14 protein-coding genes are annotated in these 19,773 nt (G+C 68.7%); 6 read left to right on the top strand and 8 right to left on the bottom strand.

Features of this window, described 5'->3' with window-relative positions:
• Nucleotides 1-14: 14 nt before the first annotated feature.
• Both AAFP30_RS26490 and AAFP30_RS26485 read right to left on the bottom strand, forming a co-directional pair.
• Nucleotides 15-2,882 (bottom strand): GNAT family N-acetyltransferase, encoded by a 2,868-nt coding sequence (locus tag AAFP30_RS26490; RefSeq protein ID WP_419233084.1) that lies wholly within the window; start codon nt 2,880-2,882, stop codon nt 15-17.
• A 1-nt stretch (nt 2,883) separates the two neighbouring features.
• The gene (locus AAFP30_RS26485; protein WP_419233035.1) at nt 2,884-4,149 is read right to left on the bottom strand and encodes an acetoin utilization protein AcuC; all 1,266 of its coding nucleotides are present in this window, start codon (nt 4,147-4,149) and stop codon (nt 2,884-2,886) included.
• Nucleotides 4,150-4,261: 112 nt separating this feature from the next.
• Between AAFP30_RS26485 and AAFP30_RS26480 the strand changes: the two genes are divergently transcribed.
• On the top strand, nt 4,262-4,945 hold the full coding sequence (locus AAFP30_RS26480; protein ID WP_419233034.1) for an iron dependent repressor, metal binding and dimerization domain protein: 684 nt from the start codon (nt 4,262-4,264) through the stop codon (nt 4,943-4,945).
• Between the two features lie 23 nt (nt 4,946-4,968).
• Here AAFP30_RS26480 and AAFP30_RS26475 read toward each other — a convergent pair whose 3' ends face one another.
• Nucleotides 4,969-6,072, bottom strand: a complete 1,104-nt coding sequence (locus tag AAFP30_RS26475) for a DUF4192 domain-containing protein (protein ID WP_419233033.1) — start codon at nt 6,070-6,072, stop codon at nt 4,969-4,971.
• A gap of 127 nt (nt 6,073-6,199) precedes the next feature.
• Nucleotides 6,200-6,895, bottom strand: coding sequence for a hypothetical protein (locus AAFP30_RS26470; RefSeq protein WP_419233032.1), 696 nt, complete (start codon nt 6,893-6,895; stop codon nt 6,200-6,202).
• 185 nt (nt 6,896-7,080) lie between these two features.
• Here AAFP30_RS26470 and AAFP30_RS26465 point away from each other — a divergent pair, with 185 nt between their 5' ends.
• The 3 genes from AAFP30_RS26465 to AAFP30_RS26455 are packed head-to-tail and all read left to right on the top strand — an operon-like array spanning nt 7,081 to nt 10,635.
• Complete coding sequence (locus AAFP30_RS26465; protein WP_419233031.1) at nt 7,081-8,061, top strand: PAC2 family protein; 981 nt, start codon at nt 7,081-7,083, stop codon at nt 8,059-8,061.
• Nucleotides 8,062-8,084: 23 nt separating this feature from the next.
• Nucleotides 8,085-10,163 (top strand): DEAD/DEAH box helicase, encoded by a 2,079-nt coding sequence (locus AAFP30_RS26460; RefSeq protein ID WP_419233083.1) that lies wholly within the window; start codon nt 8,085-8,087, stop codon nt 10,161-10,163.
• Nucleotides 10,164-10,197: 34 nt separating this feature from the next.
• Complete coding sequence (locus tag AAFP30_RS26455; protein ID WP_419233030.1) at nt 10,198-10,635, top strand: nitroreductase family deazaflavin-dependent oxidoreductase; 438 nt, start codon at nt 10,198-10,200, stop codon at nt 10,633-10,635.
• Between the two features lie 30 nt (nt 10,636-10,665).
• Here the strand turns inward: AAFP30_RS26455 and AAFP30_RS26450 are convergent, their stop codons facing one another.
• Nucleotides 10,666-11,895: an aspartate aminotransferase family protein gene (locus AAFP30_RS26450; RefSeq protein WP_419233029.1), complete on the bottom strand. Its 1,230-nt coding sequence runs from the start codon at nt 11,893-11,895 to the stop codon at nt 10,666-10,668.
• 63 nt (nt 11,896-11,958) lie between these two features.
• Here AAFP30_RS26450 and hrpA point away from each other — a divergent pair, with 63 nt between their 5' ends.
• Nucleotides 11,959-15,882, top strand: a complete 3,924-nt coding sequence (gene hrpA, locus AAFP30_RS26445; protein WP_419233028.1) for an ATP-dependent RNA helicase HrpA — start codon at nt 11,959-11,961, stop codon at nt 15,880-15,882.
• On the opposite strand, the gene nrdR is transcribed toward hrpA, so the two are convergent.
• Nucleotides 15,856-16,371, bottom strand: coding sequence for a transcriptional regulator NrdR (nrdR, locus tag AAFP30_RS26440; protein WP_419233027.1), 516 nt, complete (start codon nt 16,369-16,371; stop codon nt 15,856-15,858). The two genes, hrpA and nrdR, sit on opposite strands and share 27 nt — an antisense overlap.
• Nucleotides 16,372-16,395: 24 nt before the next feature.
• On the bottom strand, nt 16,396-16,971 hold the full coding sequence (locus AAFP30_RS26435; protein ID WP_419233026.1) for a LysM peptidoglycan-binding domain-containing protein: 576 nt from the start codon (nt 16,969-16,971) through the stop codon (nt 16,396-16,398).
• Between the two features lie 232 nt (nt 16,972-17,203).
• On the opposite strand from AAFP30_RS26435, the gene lexA reads away from it, so the two are divergent.
• Nucleotides 17,204-17,935 carry a transcriptional repressor LexA gene (gene lexA / locus AAFP30_RS26430; RefSeq protein ID WP_419233025.1) on the top strand — a complete coding sequence of 244 codons (732 nt, stop codon included), beginning with the start codon at nt 17,204-17,206 and terminating at the stop codon, nt 17,933-17,935.
• A gap of 42 nt (nt 17,936-17,977) precedes the next feature.
• Here lexA and AAFP30_RS26425 read toward each other — a convergent pair whose 3' ends face one another.
• A complete protein-coding gene (locus AAFP30_RS26425; RefSeq protein ID WP_419233024.1) occupies nt 17,978-19,651 on the bottom strand; it encodes a phosphoenolpyruvate--protein phosphotransferase in 1,674 nt (557 codons plus the stop codon).
• Between the last annotated feature and the right edge of the window lie 122 nt (nt 19,652-19,773).

Here is a 19,773-nt window from a genome sequence, read left to right as displayed (position 1 = left end):
AGCCAGCTGATGCGCTAGTTCAGCCTCCTCGGTCCGGTGTCCGCACGTGTGGGCACCGGACCGATCGTTATCTGGGCATTGAGCACCGCGACGCCGTCCGGCGACACCAGGATCGGGTCACAGCTGACCTCCCGGACCTCCGGGATGTCGTCGACGAGGGTGGAGATCCGCATCAGCAGATCGATCAGCGCTTCGCGGTCGACCGGCGCCTCCCCGCCATATCCGGCCAGCAACGGCGCCGAGCGCGGCTCGTCGAGCAACTCGGCGGCATCGAGCGGGGTCAGCGGCACCGCCCGATAGCCGTGGTCACCGAGCAGTTCGTAGGTGCGTCCGGACAGTCCGAACGAGATCAGCGACCCGAACGACGGGTCGTCGCGCACGCCGATGACGGTGCCGATGCCCTTCGGAGCCATCTTCTGCACGTGCATGACCTGATCGCCGGTGAGTTCGGTGAGCTCGGTGAAGGCGGTGATCACCGAGGTGGCATCCGGCAGATCGAGGCGCGCGCCCTCGCGGTCGAGGCGGCCCCGCCACACCTCCGAAGTGGCCTTGACCGCGACCGGAAAACCCAGGTCATGACCTGCCGCGGACGCTTCGTGCATGGTGCGGACCTCGCGGAACGGGACGACTGCCACGCCGTAGTGGGCCAGGATCGCCGCCGACTGCACATGCCCGAGCACGTGCCGGACCGTCACGTCGGCGGTGTCGTCGCCGACGAGGTCGGCCAGCGCCTCCCGCACGTCGGCACGCGCCGCCTCCGGGTCGGTGCCGACCGGGCGATGCACCTCGCTTTCGGGGCGCTGCCGCCACCGGGCGTACTGCCACGCTCGCGAAAGCGCCACCGCGGCCCGTTCCGGACTGCCGTAGGACGGGATCGAGCCCGCCTCGGGCAGCCCATTGGGTCCGGGCTTCATCAATCCCGGCGGGATGCCCTCGACCGCGAGGAACGTGGAGACGATCGGCTTGGGTTGGTCGGGCTGCTGGCTGTTGGCGGCGGCCATCAACGCCCGCGCATGCCAGTCGGCGTCGACCGCCACCGGCGGCACGAACACCACCAGCACCGCGTCGACGGTCTCGTCGGCCATCGCCTCGGCGACCGCCGTCTCGAACTGGTCCTCGGAGGCACCGGCACCGAGATCGATCGTGTCTGTCACCTCGAGGCCACCACTGCGTGCGGTGTCGGCGGCCAGGCTGCCCAGCACCGACGAGTTCCCGATGATCCGGGTCCGCGGCCCGCGGGGCAGCGGCTGATACGCGAAAATCGTTGCGCAGTCGAATAATTCGGAGATGGTGTTGACCTGGATCACACCGGCCTGCTCGAGCACCATGGCCGCGATCTGATCGTCGAGGCTCGCCGCCGCCGACCGCGCGGCCCGCACCGGACTCATCGCACCCTTGCCCGACTTGACCGCGACGATCGGCTTGGACCGGGACACCCGCCGGGCGATGCGGGAGAACTTCCGTGGGTTACCGAAGCTCTCCAGATAGAGCAGCACCACGTCGGTCGCGGTGTCGGTGTCCCAGTACTGCAGCAGGTCGTTGCCGGAGACGTCGGCGCGGTTGCCCGCGGAGACGAAGGTGGACAGGCCGATCTGACGGCGGGCGGCGGTGTCGAGGATGGCGATGCCCAACGCACCGGACTGGCAGAAGAAGCCGACCCGGCCGGCCGCGGGGATACGCGGCGCCAGCGTCGCGTTGAGGGCGACGCCGGCATCGTTGTTGGCCACCCCCAGCGCGTTCGGGCCGACCAGTCGCATCCCGTGTTCCCGAACCTGTTCGACGAGGCGGTGTTCGCTCTCCAGTCCTGCCATGCCGGCCTCGCCGAATCCCGACGACACGACGACCAGGGTGCGCACCCCCTTCACCAGACAATCGTCGAGCACCTCGCCGACGATCTCCGCAGGCACCGCGACGACCGCGAGGTCGATCGGGTCGGGGATGTCGCGCACGGTGCGGTAGGCGCGGATACCGCGGACCGACGGCGGCCGCGGATGTGCTCGTCGCTGGGCCGGGGTGGGTCGCGCCGGGCCGGGTCCGTGCCGGCCGCCGTGACCGGCTTGGTGCCCGTCGTCGCTGTCGGCCTCCTCGGCCGGTGCGGGGCCGTTCACCGGGAACACCGGCCCGGTGAAACCACCCGCGATGATGTTGGCCAGCAACGCATTACCGACCTTCTTCGGATCGGTGGAGGCGCCGATCACCGCGACCGACGACGGCCGCAGCAGGTTGGCGACGCTACGCGCCTCCGACGCCCGCTCCCGGGCGTTGCGCACCGAGGTCAGCGCCTCGGTCGGGTCGATGAGGAACTCGACGTGCACTGTACTGCCGTCGAAGCTGCGGGAGAGTTGGTAGCCCGCGTCGCGGAACACCGCCACCATGTTCGGGTTCTCGCTGAGCACCTCCGCCTCGAAGCGGGTGAATCCGTTCTCGGCGGCCGCCCCGGCGAGGTGTTCGAGCAGGATCGGTCCGAGGCCGCGACCCTGGTGTTCGTCGGCGACGACGAAGGCGACCTCCGCCGATTCGGGGCGGCCGTCGAAGCCGAGTCCCTCGTAGAGGCCGATGGCGATGATGTCGCCGCCGAGGACCGCGACGATCGCCACCCGGGTCTGGTAGTCGACCGTCGTCATCCGCGCGACCTCACGCGGCGGGAGGGTCGGCGTCGGACCGAAATACCGCATGTAGCGGGTGCGTTCGGACAGTCCGCCGTGGAACCGGACGACCCGATCGGCGTCGTCGGGCACGATCGGCCGCAGATGCACCACCCCGCCGTCGGAGGCGAGGACGTCGGCGATCCAGTGCCGCGGGTAATCCCACGGTTCCCGCGGTTGGGGTTGATCAGCAGGTTGATCAGCCGGGTGCTCGGTCGTGTCCTGCGGTTCGGTCACATCAGTCACGAGGGTCCTCCGGATCGAGACCGTGCAGCGGGTACACCGCACGACGGGTGGCCAGGATCGCGCGGTCGGTCTGCCGTTGTGCGGACTCGTTGATGCCCGCGGGGGGTTGCTGGCCGGTGTCGCCATCCCACGGTACGTACTCGACATCTCCCCCGTCGCCCATCACGCCGACCGGTGGCCGAGAGTATTCGGAGTAGACATGTTCGGCGACGTCTTCGGCCGTGGCGCACCAGGATTCATCGATCTTGGTGTCGACCGCGACGTCCTTGCCGAGGGTGACACCGATGAGGTGCGACCAGCTGCGCGGCACCACGTTGACCACGCCGTACCCGCCACCGCCGACCGAGACCCATTTGCCGTCGCAGTACTTGTCGGCAAAGCCCCGCATGGCCTGCATCGCCGCGCGCTGCCCGTCGACGGTGAGCGCGAGATCGGTCAGCGGATCTGCCCGATGACTGTCCGCGCCGCACTGACTGATCAGGATCTGCGGTCGGAACTGTTCCAGCACCGACGGCACCACCGCATGAAAAGCTCTCAGCCACAATCGGTCCGACACATCCGGCATCAACGCCAGGTTGACCGCGGTGCCTGCGGCGTCGTCGTCGCCGACCTCGGTGGGCCATCCGGTGCCGGGCCACAGCGTCGCCGGATGCTGATGAATCGAGACGGTCAGCACCCGCGGATCCGCCTGGAAGGCAACCTGCACCCCATCGCCGTGATGGGCGTCGATGTCGATGTAGGCGACGCGGTCATAGCCGTTGTTCAGCAGCCAGTCGATGGCGACGGCGCAGTCGTTGTAGATGCAGAAGCCTGCGGCGCGCGAGCGCATCGCGTGATGCATGCCACCGCCGATGTTCACCGCGCGTCGTACCGAACCCGACGCCACCGCCTGGGCAGCGGCCAGCGTCCCGCCGACCAGGAGCCGGGCGGCCTCGTGCATGCCCTCGAAGATCGGATTGTCGGCGTCGCCGAGGCCGAAGAGCCGTTCGAGCAACGGACCGGAGAGCGCGGCGGTGCCCGAACCCACGGCGCGCACCGCGTCGATGTAGTCGGTCGAGTGCACCGTGGTGAGCACCGAGTCGTCGACATGCAGCGGGGCCATGGTGTCGACGCCCTCGAGGATGCCCAGGCTCTGGGCGAGGGTCATGGTGAGTGCGAGTCGTACCGGATTCATCGGGTGGGTGTGGGCCCACTTGTACGACAGGAAGTCCTCGCTCCAGATGACTGCCGCCGACTCGTCGCGCGTGGTCTGTGTCACGTCCTCAGGCTAGGGTATGGACAGACGCGGCGGGCCACGACTCCGACACGCGGGCATAAGGGCCCCCGCGCCAGGTCAGGGTACCCTTGTGGGGACGAAGGGACTGCGCACTGTGAACGATCTGGTCGATACCACTGAGATGTATCTACGGACGATCTATGACCTCGAAGAAGAGGGCATCGTGCCCCTGCGCGCCCGGATCGCGGAACGCCTCGAACAGAGCGGCCCGACCGTGTCGCAGACGGTGGCCCGGATGGAGCGCGACGGCCTGCTGCGCGTGGCCGGCGATCGCCACCTCGAACTGACCGACAAGGGCCGCGAACTCGCGGTCGCGGTCATGCGCAAGCACCGTCTCGCCGAGCGTCTGCTCGTCGATGTCATCGGGATGCCGTGGGACGAGGTCCACGAAGAGGCGTGCCGCTGGGAACATGTCATGAGCGAGAATGTCGAACGACGGCTCCTCGCGGTGCTCGACAACCCCACCACCTCGCCGTACGGCAACCCGATCCCGGGCCTCGAACTGCTCGGCGCCGAGCGCGCACCGCTGACCGACGGCGCGACCCGACTCTCCGACCTGCCGCAGGGCGAGCCGGTCGTGGTGATCGTGCGCCGGCTGGCCGAGCACGCGCAGTCCGACCACGAGCTGATCGCCGCGCTGCGCGATGCCGGTGTGGTCCCCAACGCCCGTGTCACGGTCACCGTCAGCGCACAGAGTGTCACTGTGACCACCCCCGGGCATGCCGGCCTCGACATGAACGAGGAGATGGCACACGCCATCTTCGTCGAGAAGATCTGATCCCACCGCATCCGGTGGGATCGTCAGCACGCCCGTTGCGCGGTCGACGGCGGCGGTAGGTGCACGCCGAGTTGCTCGGCGACCTCGTAGCATGCCGGGATCGTGCCCGAAAGGGTCTGCGGCGGTAGGCCGTTGCGCAGCGCGGTGTCGAGCAGGATCGCGAAGTTCCAGGTGGGCTCGGCGTCGAGGGCGTGGTCGAGCGCGACTCCGGCGTAAGCACCCTCGCCGGCGACGTAGTACAGGTGACCGAGCATCGTTGCGGCGCTGGCCGCCTGGGCGCCACGCAAGCGGCGCGCCAGCGAACTCCACAGCTTCTCGGCCTCGTGCCGGAAGTCGGTGACCGCCAACACAAGTGCTGCGTCTCGTACGTTCAGATCGGTGAGGCCGGCGCCCATCGCGGTGACGGTGGCGCAGTCCAGGTCGTCGTCGGTGCGTCCGCCGACGACGTGGTCGACGATGGTGCGCAGCACGGTGGCCTCGTCGAGACCTGCGGTGTCGACGTCGTCGCGGTGGGCACCCACGCAATGGTCGAGCGGGGTAAGGCCGGCGGCGATGTCAGATCGCTTGTGCAGCACCCGACGGCCGTGTTTGACGGCCGCGGCCAGCGCGGTCGGACTCGAGTGCGGGTCACCGAGGACGCCGGTGCCGGGCAGCGGTGTGCCGAACATCTCGGTGAGACGTCGGCCGTTCATGCGCGGGGTGTCGCGGCGTGCATTCCATACCGTCCGCCACTGCGCGCCGGCGGCGAAACGCGGCACCACGAAGCCGGCGAGGATGCCACCGGCCTCCTCGAAGTGGGCGTCGACGATCTCGCAGATCCGCCGGTAGCGCAGGCTGTTCGTCGGGTAGCGATCGTCGGCGATGACCGCGACGACACTGCGGGCGTCGTGCCGGACCGTGATGTCGCCGAGTTGGGTGAGCAGGTCGATCATGCCGGAGACGAGTGCACCGTCGTCGTCGAGGACCAGGTCGTGGCGCATGGTGGTGCGCACCTCCTGCGGGTCGTCTCCGAAGGCGAGCAGTATGAGGGAGCGTTCCGGGAGAAAGCCGATCAGGCCGGGAATGGCGGTGAGCAGGGCGGATGGGGTGAGCCGGCGAGCGCCGCGCGCTCTGGGTGTGGTGGTCATGCGGCCAGTGTCGAACCGCACAGGGCATGTGCCATCCAGCCCGCTGCCGGGTCCCCGGGGTTGTGCACACCGGGATGTCCCATCCCCAGATCCCGCTTGCCGGATGCGAGGACAGGGCGTGCGGGGACTATCCGAACGCGGCCTCGACGGCGTTGCCGAACAGCGCATTCAGCTGCCCGGACGCGGCCGAAGAGATGGGGTCACTGCCCTGCTGCCGGTACTCGACGAGAACCCGCACACCGTTGCGCTGGGCCATCAGCAGCTTGGTGGCGGTGACCATGGCCGAGGAGCCGGTGGCCCCCGTCGTCACCTGCCGCTGCCAGGCTCCGGTCCGCACCGATCCGGCGACCTTGGGCGCCGGCAGCACATCGGTGGTGACCAGTGAGGACGCGGTGGGTGATGCCCCGGAGACGAACCGCGGGCACCGGCGCGCCTGGTTCACGACGTCGTCAAGTGACTGATCGGCGTGTACGACGGCGGTGGTGAAGGTCGCCGTCGAGGTCGCCGGGTCGGGGCCGACGAAGACGACCGCGCCGGCACTCGGGACCGCAGGCGGCGTGCAGTCGGCCGGGGTGACGGTCCCGTGCAGCGGACGACCGGTGATGTCGGCGAGCGCGCCGGGTACCGCCGGCGTCGGCACCCGGGTGGCGCCGGCCGGGAAGACGTCGGCAGCCACCGACTTCGCACTCAGATCCGACGATCCCGCGACGGCGTTCCCATCGACGGTGGTACACGCCATCGCGGCCAAGCAGGCCGCGAGCACCACGAGCGGTCCGACGACGGGCCGGTGCCGTCGGCGGGCACGCGTTGGGGTATCGGTCACAAGGGCTTACTGTGCCATCGACCACCGACTCCCCGGCGTACCGACACGGCCCCAGAACCCGACCGGGGAATCCGAACAGCAGAAGCGGTGTTGAACGGGGCAAATCTGCATTGATGCGCGAAATTGGCCCTGCCACCCGTCGATGCGAGAGAATGAGGAAACGTCAAACGAGGAGGGACCACCCCATGGACGAGCGGTCGGCCGAGCACAGCTCGCTGTACTCGCTGGAATTCCCGGCGCCCCGGGTCGCCGACGACGAGGGCATCGGACCGGTGCTGATCCACGCGCTCGACGGATTCGCCGACGCGGGTCACGCCGTGGCACTCGCCGCGACCCATCTGCGCGATGCCCTGGACTCGGAGCTGGTCGCGACCTTCTCCACCGATGAACTGATCGACTATCGGTCGCGACGACCCACCATCACCTTCGACGGCGACACCTTCACCGACGTGACCATGCCGTCGCTGACCATGCACGCGATCCGCGACACCGCAGGCCGCCCGTTCCTGTTGCTGGCCGGGTCCGAACCGGACCTGCGCTGGGAACAGTTCGTCGAAGCGGTCCGCAGGCTCGCCGAGCACTTCGGTGTGACCGACGTCATCGGCCTCAACGCCATCCCGATGGCGGTGCCGCACACCCGTCCGTCGTCGTTGACCGCACACGGCAGCGACGTCGAGCGGCTCGGTGATCTGCCGCGCTGGGGCTCGGCGATGAAGCTGCCCGCCAGCGCGTCGATGCTGCTGGAACTGCGCATGGCCGACCATGACTTCCGCACCGCGGGGCTGTCGGTGCATGTGCCGCACTACCTGTCGCAGGCCGATTACCCCGCGGCCTCGGCGCGGCTGCTCAGCGCGGTCGGCGAACTCACCGGCCTCGAACTGCCGCTCGCCGCGCTGGACAACGCCGCGGAGAAGGTGCGCGCGCAGGTCGACAACGAGGTGTCCGGCAACGCCGAAATCGAATCCGTGGTCAGTGCACTGGAGAACCAGTACGACTCCTTCACCGCCGCCCAGGCCGAACGTGCGTCGCTGCTGGCCGCGGAGGATGAACTGCCCACCGGCGACGAACTCGGCGCCGAGCTGGAGCGGTACCTGGCCGAACAGCTGCGCGGCGATCAGCCCGACGCCGGCGACGACACCACAGGTGGTCCCTCATCGCTGAGGTGAACGCGACGACCGGCGACCACCTTATTGCCGCCGACGACGAGGACACCGCGTTCGAGACCTTCACGGGCTGGTGGAACGAACGCGGACTCGAGTTGTATCCGCATCAGGACGAGGCGCTGCTCGAGCTGATCGCCGGCAGCAATGTGATCTTGGTCACGCCGACCGGATCGGGGAAATCGTTGGTGGCCGCGGGAGCGATCTACTTCGCCCGCTGCCGCGGCGAACGCGCCTATTACACCGCTCCGATCAAGGCGCTGGTCAGCGAGAAGTTCTTCGAGCTGTGCGGCATCTTCGGTGCCGAATCGGTCGGTCTGCTCACCGGTGACGCCGCGGTCAACGCCGACGCACCGATCATCTGCGCGACCGCCGAGATCGTCGCGAATCTGGCGCTCCGCGACGGCCCACGCAGCGACATCGGCACCCTGGTGGCCGACGAGTTCCACTACTACGGCGAAGCCGACCGCGGCTGGGCCTGGCAGGTGCCGCTCATCGAGTTACCGGACACCCAGTTCCTGCTGATGTCGGCGACGCTCGGCGACGTGTCGTTCTTCGTCGACGACCTCGGTCGCCGCACCGGGCGGCCGACGTCGGCGATCACCGGCACGGAGCGTCCGGTGCCGCTCGACTACTCGTACGCGATCACCCCGATCCACGAGACCATCGAAGAGCTCGTCGACAAGGGCCGCGCGCCGATCTACGTGGTGCATTTCACCCAGGCCTCGGCGGTCGAACGCGCGCAGGCGTTGCTCTCGGCGCGGATCACCGACAAGTCGGAGAAGGCCGCGATCGCCGAGGCGATCGGCGACTTCCGGTTCGCCACCGGCTTCGGTTCCACCCTGTCCAAGTTGTTGCGCGCCGGCATCGGCGTGCACCACGCCGGGATGCTGCCGCGGTACCGTCGTCTCGTGGAACGCCTTGCGCAACAAGGACTCCTGAAAGTCGTGGCCGGCACCGACACCCTCGGCGTGGGTATCAACGTGCCGATCCGCACCGTGCTGTTCGCCGGTCTGTCCAAGTACGACGGGGTACGCGTGCGTCGACTGCGGGCCCGCGAGTTCCACCAGATCGCGGGCCGCGCCGGCCGCGCCGGCTTCGACACAATCGGCTACGTGGTGGCCCAGGCCCCCGACCACGACGTGGAGAACGCCCGCGCCGTCGCCAAGGCCGGCGACGATGCGAAGAAACTCCGAAAGCTGGTGCGCAAGAAGCCACCCGAGGGCTTCGTGTCGTGGGGTGAGAAGACCTTCACCCAGCTCGTGGACGCCCCCAACGAGCCGTTGCGCTCGCACTTCCAGATGACCACTGCCATGCTCATGGAGGTCCTCGCGCGGCCCGGTGACTGCTTCGCCGCGATGCGACATCTGTTGGAGGCCAACCACGAACCGCGCAATCGGCAGTTGCGGCACATCAAGCACACCATCGCCCTCTACCGCGGTCTGCGGGAGTCGGGCATAGTCGTGCAACTCGACACACCAGACGCCGACGGCAAGAACGTGACGCTCTCGGTGGATGTGCCGGAGAACTTCGCGCTGACCAATCCCCTGTCGTCGTTCGCGCTCGCCGCCTTCGAACTGCTGGACCCGGAGTCGTCGACCTACGCCCACGATGTGGTGTCGATCCTGGAGTCCACCCTCGAGGACCCGCGGCCGCTGCTGTTCGCGCAGCGCAAGGTCGCCCGCGATGCGGCGATCGCCGAGATGAAGGCCGATGGCGTCGAATACGAAGAGCGGATGACGCGGCTCGAGGAGATCACCTGGCCACGGCCGCTGGCCGACGAGATCGAGTACGCCTTCGGCGTTTACCGCCGGGGCCACCCGTGGGTGTCGTCGTATCCGCCGTCGCCGAAGTCGGTGCTGCGAGAGATGCTCGAGCGCGCAATGACTTTCACCGAACTGATCTCCGCCTACGGACTCGCGCGCAGCGAGGGCGTGGTGTTGCGCTATCTGTCGGACTGTTATCGCGTGCTGCGCCAGGGACTTCCGATGTCAGTGGTCACGGAGGAGATCGAGGACATCACCGAGCAAGTCGGCGCGATGGTTCGCGAGGTCGACTCGAGTCTGCTCGACGAATGGGAAGAACTGACGCACGCCACAACCGAATGATCACCCGAGTGTTTCAACAGAAAGGTTGGTAATCATGCCCCTCCAAGGAGAATACGCACGCGGAGCGTCCGACTGGTCGGCCGATCAGGCGGAGAAGATCGAGAACTCCGGCGGCGCCGACGGTACGACGATGCGCGGCATGCCGGTGATCCTGGTGACCTCGGTCGGCCGCAAGTCGGGCAAGTTGCGCAAGACCCCGCTCATGCGTGTCGAGCACGACGGCAGCTACGCGGCGGTCGCCTCGCTCGGCGGCGCCCCGAAGAACCCGGTCTGGTACTACAACATCGTCGCGAACCCGCACGTCGAGGTCCGCGACGGCGAGCAGATCGGCGACTACACCGCACGCGAGGTCACCGGCGACGAACGCGCGCAATGGTGGGAGCGGGCCGTCGCGGCCTACCCCGATTACGCCGACTACCAGACCAAGACCGACCGCGTCATCCCGGTGTTCGTGCTCGAGCCGCAGGGCTGACCCGAACGGCGTGCCGCCCGTGTCCGAAACTCAGGACAGGGCGGCGCGCATCTTGTCCGCGAGTTCGCCGACCTCCTCGGTCGTCATCACGAACGCCGGCGAGATCTGAAGTGCGCCTTGGCCTGCCGCGCGACCGCTGACCCCGTGCTCGCGCATCGTGCCCACCATCGGCAGCGCCTGCGCCGGGTCGGCGAGCTGGACGGCGGTGACCGCACCGAGACCGGTCCGGACCTCGGCAACCGCGTCGAGCTCGGCCAGCGGCGAGAGCGCTTGGGCCAGATCGCCTTCCAGGCGGCTCGCCTCGGCGAGCAGGTTCTCCCGCTCGATGATGTCGAGGTTGGCCATCGCCGCGGCCGCAGCTCCGGCGTGCCCGCCGTAGGTGTAGCCGTGCCGCCACCACACGCCACCGCTGTAGAACGGTTCGGCGACCCGCGGCGCGATGAACACGGCACCCATCGGGACATAACCCGACGTCAGGCCCTTCGCGGTGGTCATCATGTCCGGCTGCAGGTCGAAACGTGTTGAGGCGAACCAGGAGTCACCGCCGATGCGGCCGAATCCGGTGACCACCTCGTCGGCGACGAACAGCACGTCGTGGTCGCGGCAGATCTGGCGCACCTCGGCCAGGTAGCCCTCCGGCGGCAGGTAGATGCCGCCGGCTCCGATGATGGGTTCGCAGAAGAACGCAGCGATCCGATCCTCACCCAGTCGCTCGATCAGGCCGAGCAGACTCTTGGCGTTGTCCCACTCGACGGACTCGGCGTCGGGCATGAGTTCGCCGTAGCCCTCCCTGTTGACCGGGATGCCGGCCAGCGCGGTTCCCGCCACGTGCATGCCGTGATAGGCCTTCGTCCGCCCGACGATGATGTTCTTGTCCGGCTTGCCCATCTCGTGCCAGTACCGGCGGGCGAGCTTGGCGGCGGTGTCCACCGAGTCGCTGCCACCGGAGGTGAAGAAGATCTTGCTGCCGGGCACCGGCGCGATGTCCGCGAGTCGATCGGCGAGCGCCACGGTCACATCCGAGGTGAAGTCGCCGAATCCCGAATAGTGCGCGAGCTTGCCGAGCTGGTCGGCAACGGCGTTGGCCACCTCGGTGCGGCCGTGCCCGATGTTGGTGAACCACAGTCCGGCCGTCGCGTCCAAGTACTCCTGGCCGTCGACGTCCCAGATCCGTGCACCGCTGCCGCGGGCGACCTGGAACGGACCCGAGGCGCTGACCGCACCCATGTCCGCGAAACCGTGCCACAGAGAATGAGCCATGTCGCCCATCATGCCGGGCGCACCGAGAAGGCGGCCACGGCACCCCACTATCCTGGAGAAATCATGCCCGCCCGCACCGCAGCCGATCGTCGCGCCCTGTTCGACGGTCTCGCCGACGTCACCATCGCCGACGAACACCGACTGCGTCGTCGTATCGACCAACTCGGCAGGCCGTCGGACAAGCAACCGTCGGACAAATCCTGGGACAAGCTGACCACCGACATCACCCGCGCCCAGCAACGTCTGGAGCCGCGGCGGGCGGCGGCCCCGACGATCTCCTATCCCCCGGATCTGCCCGTGTCGGCGGCACGCGAGGAGATCGCCCCCGCCATCGCGGCCCATCAGGTGGTCGTCGTCGCCGGCGAGACCGGCTCCGGCAAGACCACCCAGCTACCCAAGATCTGTCTGGAACTCGGTCGCGGGGTGCGCGGCGCCATCGGGCACACGCAGCCGCGACGCATCGCCGCCAGTTCGGTGGCCCGCCGCATCGCCGACGAGACGGGCACCGAGATCGGCGACGCCGTCGGCTTCTCCGTGCGCTTCACCGATCGATCCGGCGCAGACACCCTCGTCAAGGTGATGACCGACGGCATCCTGCTGCGCGAGATCACCACCGATCCCCTTCTGCGCGCCTACGACACGCTGATCATCGACGAGGCCCACGAACGCAGCCTCAACATCGATTTCATCCTCGGCTACCTCAAACGCATCCTGCCGCGACGACCCGACCTCAAGGTCATCATCACCTCGGCCACCATCGAACCCGAGCGGTTCGCCCGGCATTTCGCGGTCGACGATCGGGTTCACGATGATGACGTGCCGATCCTCGAGGTCTCCGGCCGCGCCTATCCGGTGGAGCTGCGCTACCGACCGCTCGGTGCCGACGACCCCGACTCCGACCACCGCGACCTCGACCAGATCCAGGGCATCGACGCCGCCATCGGCGAACTCTGGGCGCACGAACGCGGCGACATCCTCGTGTTCCTGCCGACCGAACGCGACATCCGCGACACCGCTGATGCCCTCAAGCATCGGGCATCGGCGGGCGCGGAGATCGTGCCGCTGTACGCGCGGCTGTCCATCGCCGATCAGCAGAAGGTGTTCTCTCCCTCGTCGGGTCGGCGAATCGTGTTGGCCACCAACGTCGCCGAGACCTCGCTGACGGTCCCCGGCATCCGCTACGTGATCGACACGGGCACGGCACGCATCTCCCGGTACTCCACCCGCACCAAGGTCAATCGCCTGCCGGTCGAGCCGGTGTCACAGGCCAGCGCGCGGCAGCGGGCGGGACGCTGCGGACGTGTCGCACCCGGCATCTGCATCCGGCTCTACAGCGAGGACGACTTCGACGCCCGGCCCGGGTTCACCGACCCGGAGATCCTGCGCACCAACCTCGCCGCGGTGATCCTGCAGATGGCCTCGCTGCGCCTCGGCGACGTGTCCGCATTCCCGTTCGTGCAACCACCCGACGAGCGGGCCATCCGCGACGGCATGGCGGTGCTCACCGAACTCGGCGCGATCCGTGAGGTCGCCCGCGACGACCACGAACCACGCCTCACCCCCGTCGGCCGCGACATGGCCCGCATCCCCGTCGACCCGCGGCTGGCCCGGATGCTCATCGCCGCACACGAACTCGGCTGTCTCGATCACGTCCTGGTGATCGCGGCGGCCCTGTCCATCCCCGATGTCCGGGAACGACCGTCCGACCATCGGGAGGCCGCCGACGCCGCCCACCGCCGGTTCGCGGTACCCGGCTCGGAGTTCCTGGGCTTTCTGCAGCTCTGGGACTATCTCGACGAGCGTCGAAAAGAGCTGTCCAACAATCAGTTCCGACGCACCTGCGAACGCGAGTTCCTGCACTTCCTGCGGATCCGGGAGTGGCGGGAACTCCATCGGCAGCTCTCCCGGATCGTGTCCGACCTCGACTGGGCCACGACGGCGACCAGCCGCGACGCCGACGCCATCCACCGTTCGATCCTGTCCGGATTGCTCGGCAACATCGCCGCCCGCAACGGCGACTCCCGCGAATACACCGGCGCCCGCAACACCACCGTCGCGATCTTCCCCGGTTCCTCGTTGTCGCGGAAGCCGCCGCAGTTCATCATGGCGGCCGAGGTCATGGAGACCTCCCGACTGTTCGCGCACACGGTCGCCGGCATCGACCCGCTGTGGGCGGAGAAACTCGCCGGCGATCTGGTCCGCCGCAATTACAGCGAACCGCACTGGTCGTCCAAACGCGGGGCGGCGATGGCGTATGAGCGGGTCACCCTGTACGGGGTCACCCTCGTCGCGCAGCGGCGGGTGCCGTTCGGCACCATCGACCCGGTCACCTCCCGGGAGATGTTCCTGCGGCATGCCCTCGTCGAAGGCGACTGGCGCACCAATCATGCCTTCTTCGAACACAATCGGGATCTCCTCGACGCGGCCGCCGACGTCGAGCACCGTGCCCGCCGACGCGACGTGGTGATCAGCGAGCAGCAACTGTTCGACTTCTACGATGAGCGCGTCGGTGCCGAAGTGGTCTCTGCCCGACACTTCGACACCTGGTGGAAGAAGACCCGACGCACCCAGCCCGACCTGCTGGATCTCAAGCCCGAGGACGTCGCGGCCGATGTCGCGGTGGCCGACACCGACTTCCCCGGCGCCTGGCAACAGGGTGAGACCCGCTTCGAGTTGCGCTACCGATTCGAGCCGGGCGATCCCGACGACGGTGTCACCGTGGTCATCCCGCGGCCGCTCCTGGAACATGTCCGGCCGGCCGGATTCGATTGGCTGGTACCGGGTTTGCGGTCCGACCTGGCCACCGAACTCGTCAAGACCCTGCCCAAGGCGCTGCGCAAGTCGATGGCACCCGCGCAACGCTTCGCCGACCTCGCGCTGTCGCGGCTCACCCCGCGCGCCGAACCACTGATCAGCGGGCTGGCGCGCGAGCTGTCGACGATCACCACGATGACCATCTCCCCCGGCGACTTCGACGCCACCCGCCTGCCGCCCCACCTGACGATGAACTTCGCCGTCGTCGACCGCTCCGGCACCGTCCAAGGCAGCGGCAAATCCCTCCCGGAGTTGAAGAAGCGCTTCGGTGATCGGTCCGACGACGACCCGCAGCGACCCGTCTTCACCACCTGGACCGCCGACGGCATCGGCACCCTCGCGCCGACGGCCACCACCACCGTCGCGGGGCAGATCATCACCCGCTACCCGACGCTGCAGGTCGTCACCGATCCGAGTAGACGGCCGGCCGGCGTGTCGGTGCTCGATGTCGCATCGGAGGCGGACCGCGACGTGCGGATGACCCGCGGGATCATCGCCCTGCTCGAACGCGCGCTGCCGGCACTGTCCAAGAAGATCACCTCGGGCCTCGACCCCGCCGGCCGACTCGCGCTGAGCCAGAGTCCGTACGCGCGGATCGAGGATCTCGTCGCCGACTGCACGCGCCGCGCCATCCGCGACGCGGTCGCGGACCGCAACCTGTCCGCGATCCGATCACCGCAGCAGTTCGAGCAACTGCGCGACACCATCCGCCCGACGGTCAGCGATACCGCGCCCGAGTATTTCGCACTCGCCACCGCCACCCTGCGGGAACTGCCCGCAGTCCGGCGCGAGATCGAACGCCTCACCGGGCATCTCGCCGCCGACGACGTCGCCGACCAACTCGACCATCTGGTGTTCGACGGATTCGTCGCGGCCACACCTCGCAGGCATCTGCAGCACCTGCCCCGGTATCTGCAGGGTGCAGCCGTCCGCCTCGCCGATCTGCCGGCGGCCGCGACTCGGGATCGGGAGGGCGTCAATGCCGTGGATCGGGTTGTCGCGCACTGGAATCGTCGACTGAATCAATTGCCGGCGGCACACCGCGACACATTCAACGAGTTCGCTCACTGGACGGTGGAGGAACTGCGTGTCGGACTGTTCGCCCAACGGCTGGGCACCGCCTACCCCATCTCGGAGAAGCGGGCGTTACGAGCTCTGGACGGATTCGGTTGAGATCTGGTCGTCGGCCGACGGGGACATCGGGTCGTCCACGGACGAGGACACGCCTCGCAGATCGTCGATCTCGTGCTGGAAGTCCTCGATCGAGTCGAACGAGCGGTAGACCGATGCGAACCTGAGGTAGGCGACCTCGTCGAGGTCGCGCAGGGGACGCAAGATCGCCAGCCCGACCTCGTTGCTGGGGATTTCCGCGGACCCGGACTGCCGGACGGTGTCCTCCACCTGTTGTGCGAGTTTGGCCAGCGCGTCCTCTTCGACGGCACGGCCCTGGCAGGCGCGACGCACGCCGCGCATCACCTTCTCGCGGCTGAACGGCTCGGTGACACCATTGCGCTTCACCACCGACAGGACGGCGCTCTCGACGGTGGAGAACCGGCGCCCGCACTGTGCACACGACCGGCGGCGACGGATCGCCTGGCCTTCATCGGCGACGCGTGAATCGATGACCTTGGTGTCCTCGTTCTTACAAAACGGGCAGCGCATGCCCCCGAGAATACCGCCCACGCGTCACCGGTACGCGGGCGCGACCAGCGCCTGCCCCACATGCAGTCCGGCGCCGGACAGGTCGTTGCGGGCCACGATCTCGTCGATGACGGCCTGCCGCGGCACGTCGGGGGCGATCCGCTCGGCAATCGACGTCAGCGAATCGCCCGACCGCACGTGCACCACCTCGGTGCCGATGGGTGCGGGCGCGACCGACGCGGCGTAGCCGGAACCGACGATCGCGACCACCCACACCAGCCCGGCGAGCGCCACGCCGACCAGCACGGCCACGGCTGCGGCGCGGCGGCGGGCGTAGACCCGGCGGGCGACGGTCGGGCGGGGCTCTGCCACCGCACCCGCCTGCTGTGACGCGCGCAGACTCGACGCCGGGGCCGCGCACCGGCTGCCCCGCACCCGCGGCGTCGCGGGCAGCGGGCCGAGCGGCCGTCCGTCTGCCGGACGACCGAACGCGGGTTCGACTCCCCGCACCGGGCGATCACCGACCCTGGTGGCGCGCACGCGACCCTTCGGGGCGGCGGTACCGGTAAGAGCTGCGGAGCTGGTCGGGGCTGCGGTGCGGGTGATGGTGGCGGTGCTCATGGTGTCCTCCGGAGGGTGTCGGTTCGAACACGTGAACGTCGAACACGTGATCGATAAAACGTATGTTCGAGTTTTAGCACGCCCCTCCGACAAAGTCGCGACAAACCGCAAAACACCTCGAACACATGTTTGAACATGTCGGTGACTTCGGCTACTGTCGGCGCTGTACCACTCGAACGACCAGCCGTTTCGCAACCCGAACCAGTTCCCGACCGAGAGGAAGGACTCACCGATGAGCAACAAGTCCGGCGGGCACGACGCCCGGCATACCGGCCAGGCCACCACCGGCCCGGCGGCCGGCGCCCAGGACCCGGAGACCGCCGAGGCATCCCTGACCCCGCGCCAGCGCGGAGTGCTCGACTACATCCGGCAATCCGTGCGTGAGCGCGGGTACCCGCCGAGCATCCGCGAGATCGGCGACGCGGTGGGGCTCACCTCGACGTCGTCGGTGGCCCATCAACTGCGCACACTCGAGCGCAAAGGTCTCCTCAAGCGCGACCACAATCGGCCGCGCGCGGTGAACATCTCCGACGGCGAGCACAACAACCCGCCGGGTGGCAGCGCTGCGGCCGACGGCACGCCCTTGCCGACCCCGGCGTTCGTGCCGGTGCTCGGACGGATTGCGGCAGGCGGCCCGATCCTCGCCGAAGAAGCAGTGGAGGACGTCTTTCCGCTGCCCCGCGAATTGGTCGGCGAGGGATCGCTGTTCCTGTTGAAGGTGGTCGGCGAGTCGATGATCGACGCGGCGATCTGCGACGGGGATTGGGTGGTGGTGCGTCAGCAGAGCGTCGCCGACAACGGCGACATCGTCGCCGCGATGATCGATGGCGAGGCCACCGTCAAGACGTTCAAGCGCAAGAACGGGCACATCTGGCTGATGCCACACAACGCCCTGTTCGAGCCGATCCCCGGCGACGACGCGGCGATCCTGGGCAAGGTCGTCACGGTGATGCGGCGGGTCTGAGCCACCGGCCCGGCACCCGCCGCATCATTCCCGGCCCCGGGGTCAGTCCGCCAGCGCGGCGGTGGCGGCGGCCCGTGCGGCCACCGGATCGGTGGTGGCCAGCACGGCCTCGGCGGCTTTTCGGCACTGGTCGAGAGTGACGCCCGACAGCCGTGCACCAACGGCCGCGGACGCGGCCGGCGCGGCCGAGAGCGAGTTCACGCCGAGGCCCACCAACACGCACGCGAGGAGCGGATCGGCAGCTGCCTCACCGCACACACCGACCGATTTGCCTGCCGCGACGCCCGCCTGCCCCACACTGTGGATGAGGTGCAGCGCCGCGGGTTGCCACGGGTCGGTGAGCCCGGCAAGCTCCGGCGACATGCGGTCGGCGGCCATCGTGTACTGCGTCAGATCGTTGGTGCCGATCGAGACGAAGTCGACCTCGGCCAGGATCGCGGGGGCCAAGATGGCCGCGGCCGGGACCTCGACCATCACGCCGGCGATCATGCCGCGCTCCCGGACCTGCGCCGCGAACTCGGCGGCTTCGGCCGGCGTCGCGATCATCGGTGCCATCACCCACGGCGTGTTGCCGCTGGCCTTGCCTGCGGCGGCGATGGCGTCGAGCTGATGTTCGCGGATCTGCGGGTTGTCGGTGGCAATACGGTTGCCGCGCACGCCGAGTGACGGATTCGGCTCGTCGAGCTTCGTGACGAACTTCAGCGGCTTGTCCGAGCCGGCGTCCAGGGTCCGGATGACCACCTTCTGGCCGTCGAACGCGTCGAGAACCTCTTTGTAGAGCGCCGTCTGCTCCTCCACCGACGGTTCGTCCGGCCGATCGAGGAACGCCAACTCGGTGCGGAACAGGCCAACACCTTCCACCGGGAACGACGTCGCCGTGCGGGCCGACGCCCCGTCGGCGACGTTGGCCACCACCAGCACCTCATGACCGTCGGAGGTTCGACCGGGTCCCGTCCACGACTTGACCGCCTCGGCCTCTTTACGGCTCTGTTCGACTGCGGCGACCGCGGTCGCCTCGTCCGGGGACACCTCGATGGTGCCGGCCGTGCCATCGACCAGCACCGGAGCGCCGACCGGGACATCGGTGAGGCCGGATACCGCGACCACACACGGGATACCCAACTGGCGGGCGATGATGGCGGTATGGCTGGTGGGTCCGCCGAGCCGGGTCACCAGCGCGATGATCAAGGCCGGGTCCAGTCCCGCAGTGTCCGCGGGCGCGAGGTCGTCGGCCAGCAGCACCGATGCGACGTCGGGTTCGGGTACTCCTGGTTCGGGAACGCCCAGCAACTCGGCGACGATCCGATCGCGCACGTCCTTGAGGTCGGTGACCCGCTCGGCCATCAGGCCGCCCACCTTGGTGAACATCTCGACGAACTGTTCCGTCGACGCGATGGCCGCCGCCGGCGCCGGCGTGCCCTTCTTGATCAGCGCGGTGGTCGCCCCCACCCAGCCGCGGTCCTCCGCGAGTCCGGCGGTGGCGGTGAGCACCTCGGCGGCAGCGCCGGAGGCGTGTGACGCCCGATCGCGCAGCCGGCCGGCGACGGCCGCGGCAGCGTCGGTGAAGCGTCTCGACTCGACCTCGCGCTCCTCCTCGGCGATCGTCGACGCCATCGCTTCGGGGTCGTAGACGGGCCGTTCACCCGGCCAGACCGCGGGACCGTAGGCCTTTCCGCTGACCACCGGAGTTCCGTTCAGTACCTGTGTCTGACCCACCGCAGCACCCTTTCTCACATTCGTTGGTCGGCCGGTTGCGGCCACCTGTCAATACGACCACACGGACATCCCTTCGCGTCGGTGAACCGCCCGCGCATCCCGGTGTGCCATGTGGTGTCGAA

The sequence above is a fragment of the Gordonia sp. CPCC 205515 genome (assembly GCF_048537925.1).
In the GTDB taxonomy this organism is placed as follows: domain Bacteria; phylum Actinomycetota; class Actinomycetes; order Mycobacteriales; family Mycobacteriaceae; genus Gordonia.
The sequence above is the reverse complement of the archived record's forward strand: the minus strand, read 5'-3'. Positions and strand labels throughout refer to the sequence as shown.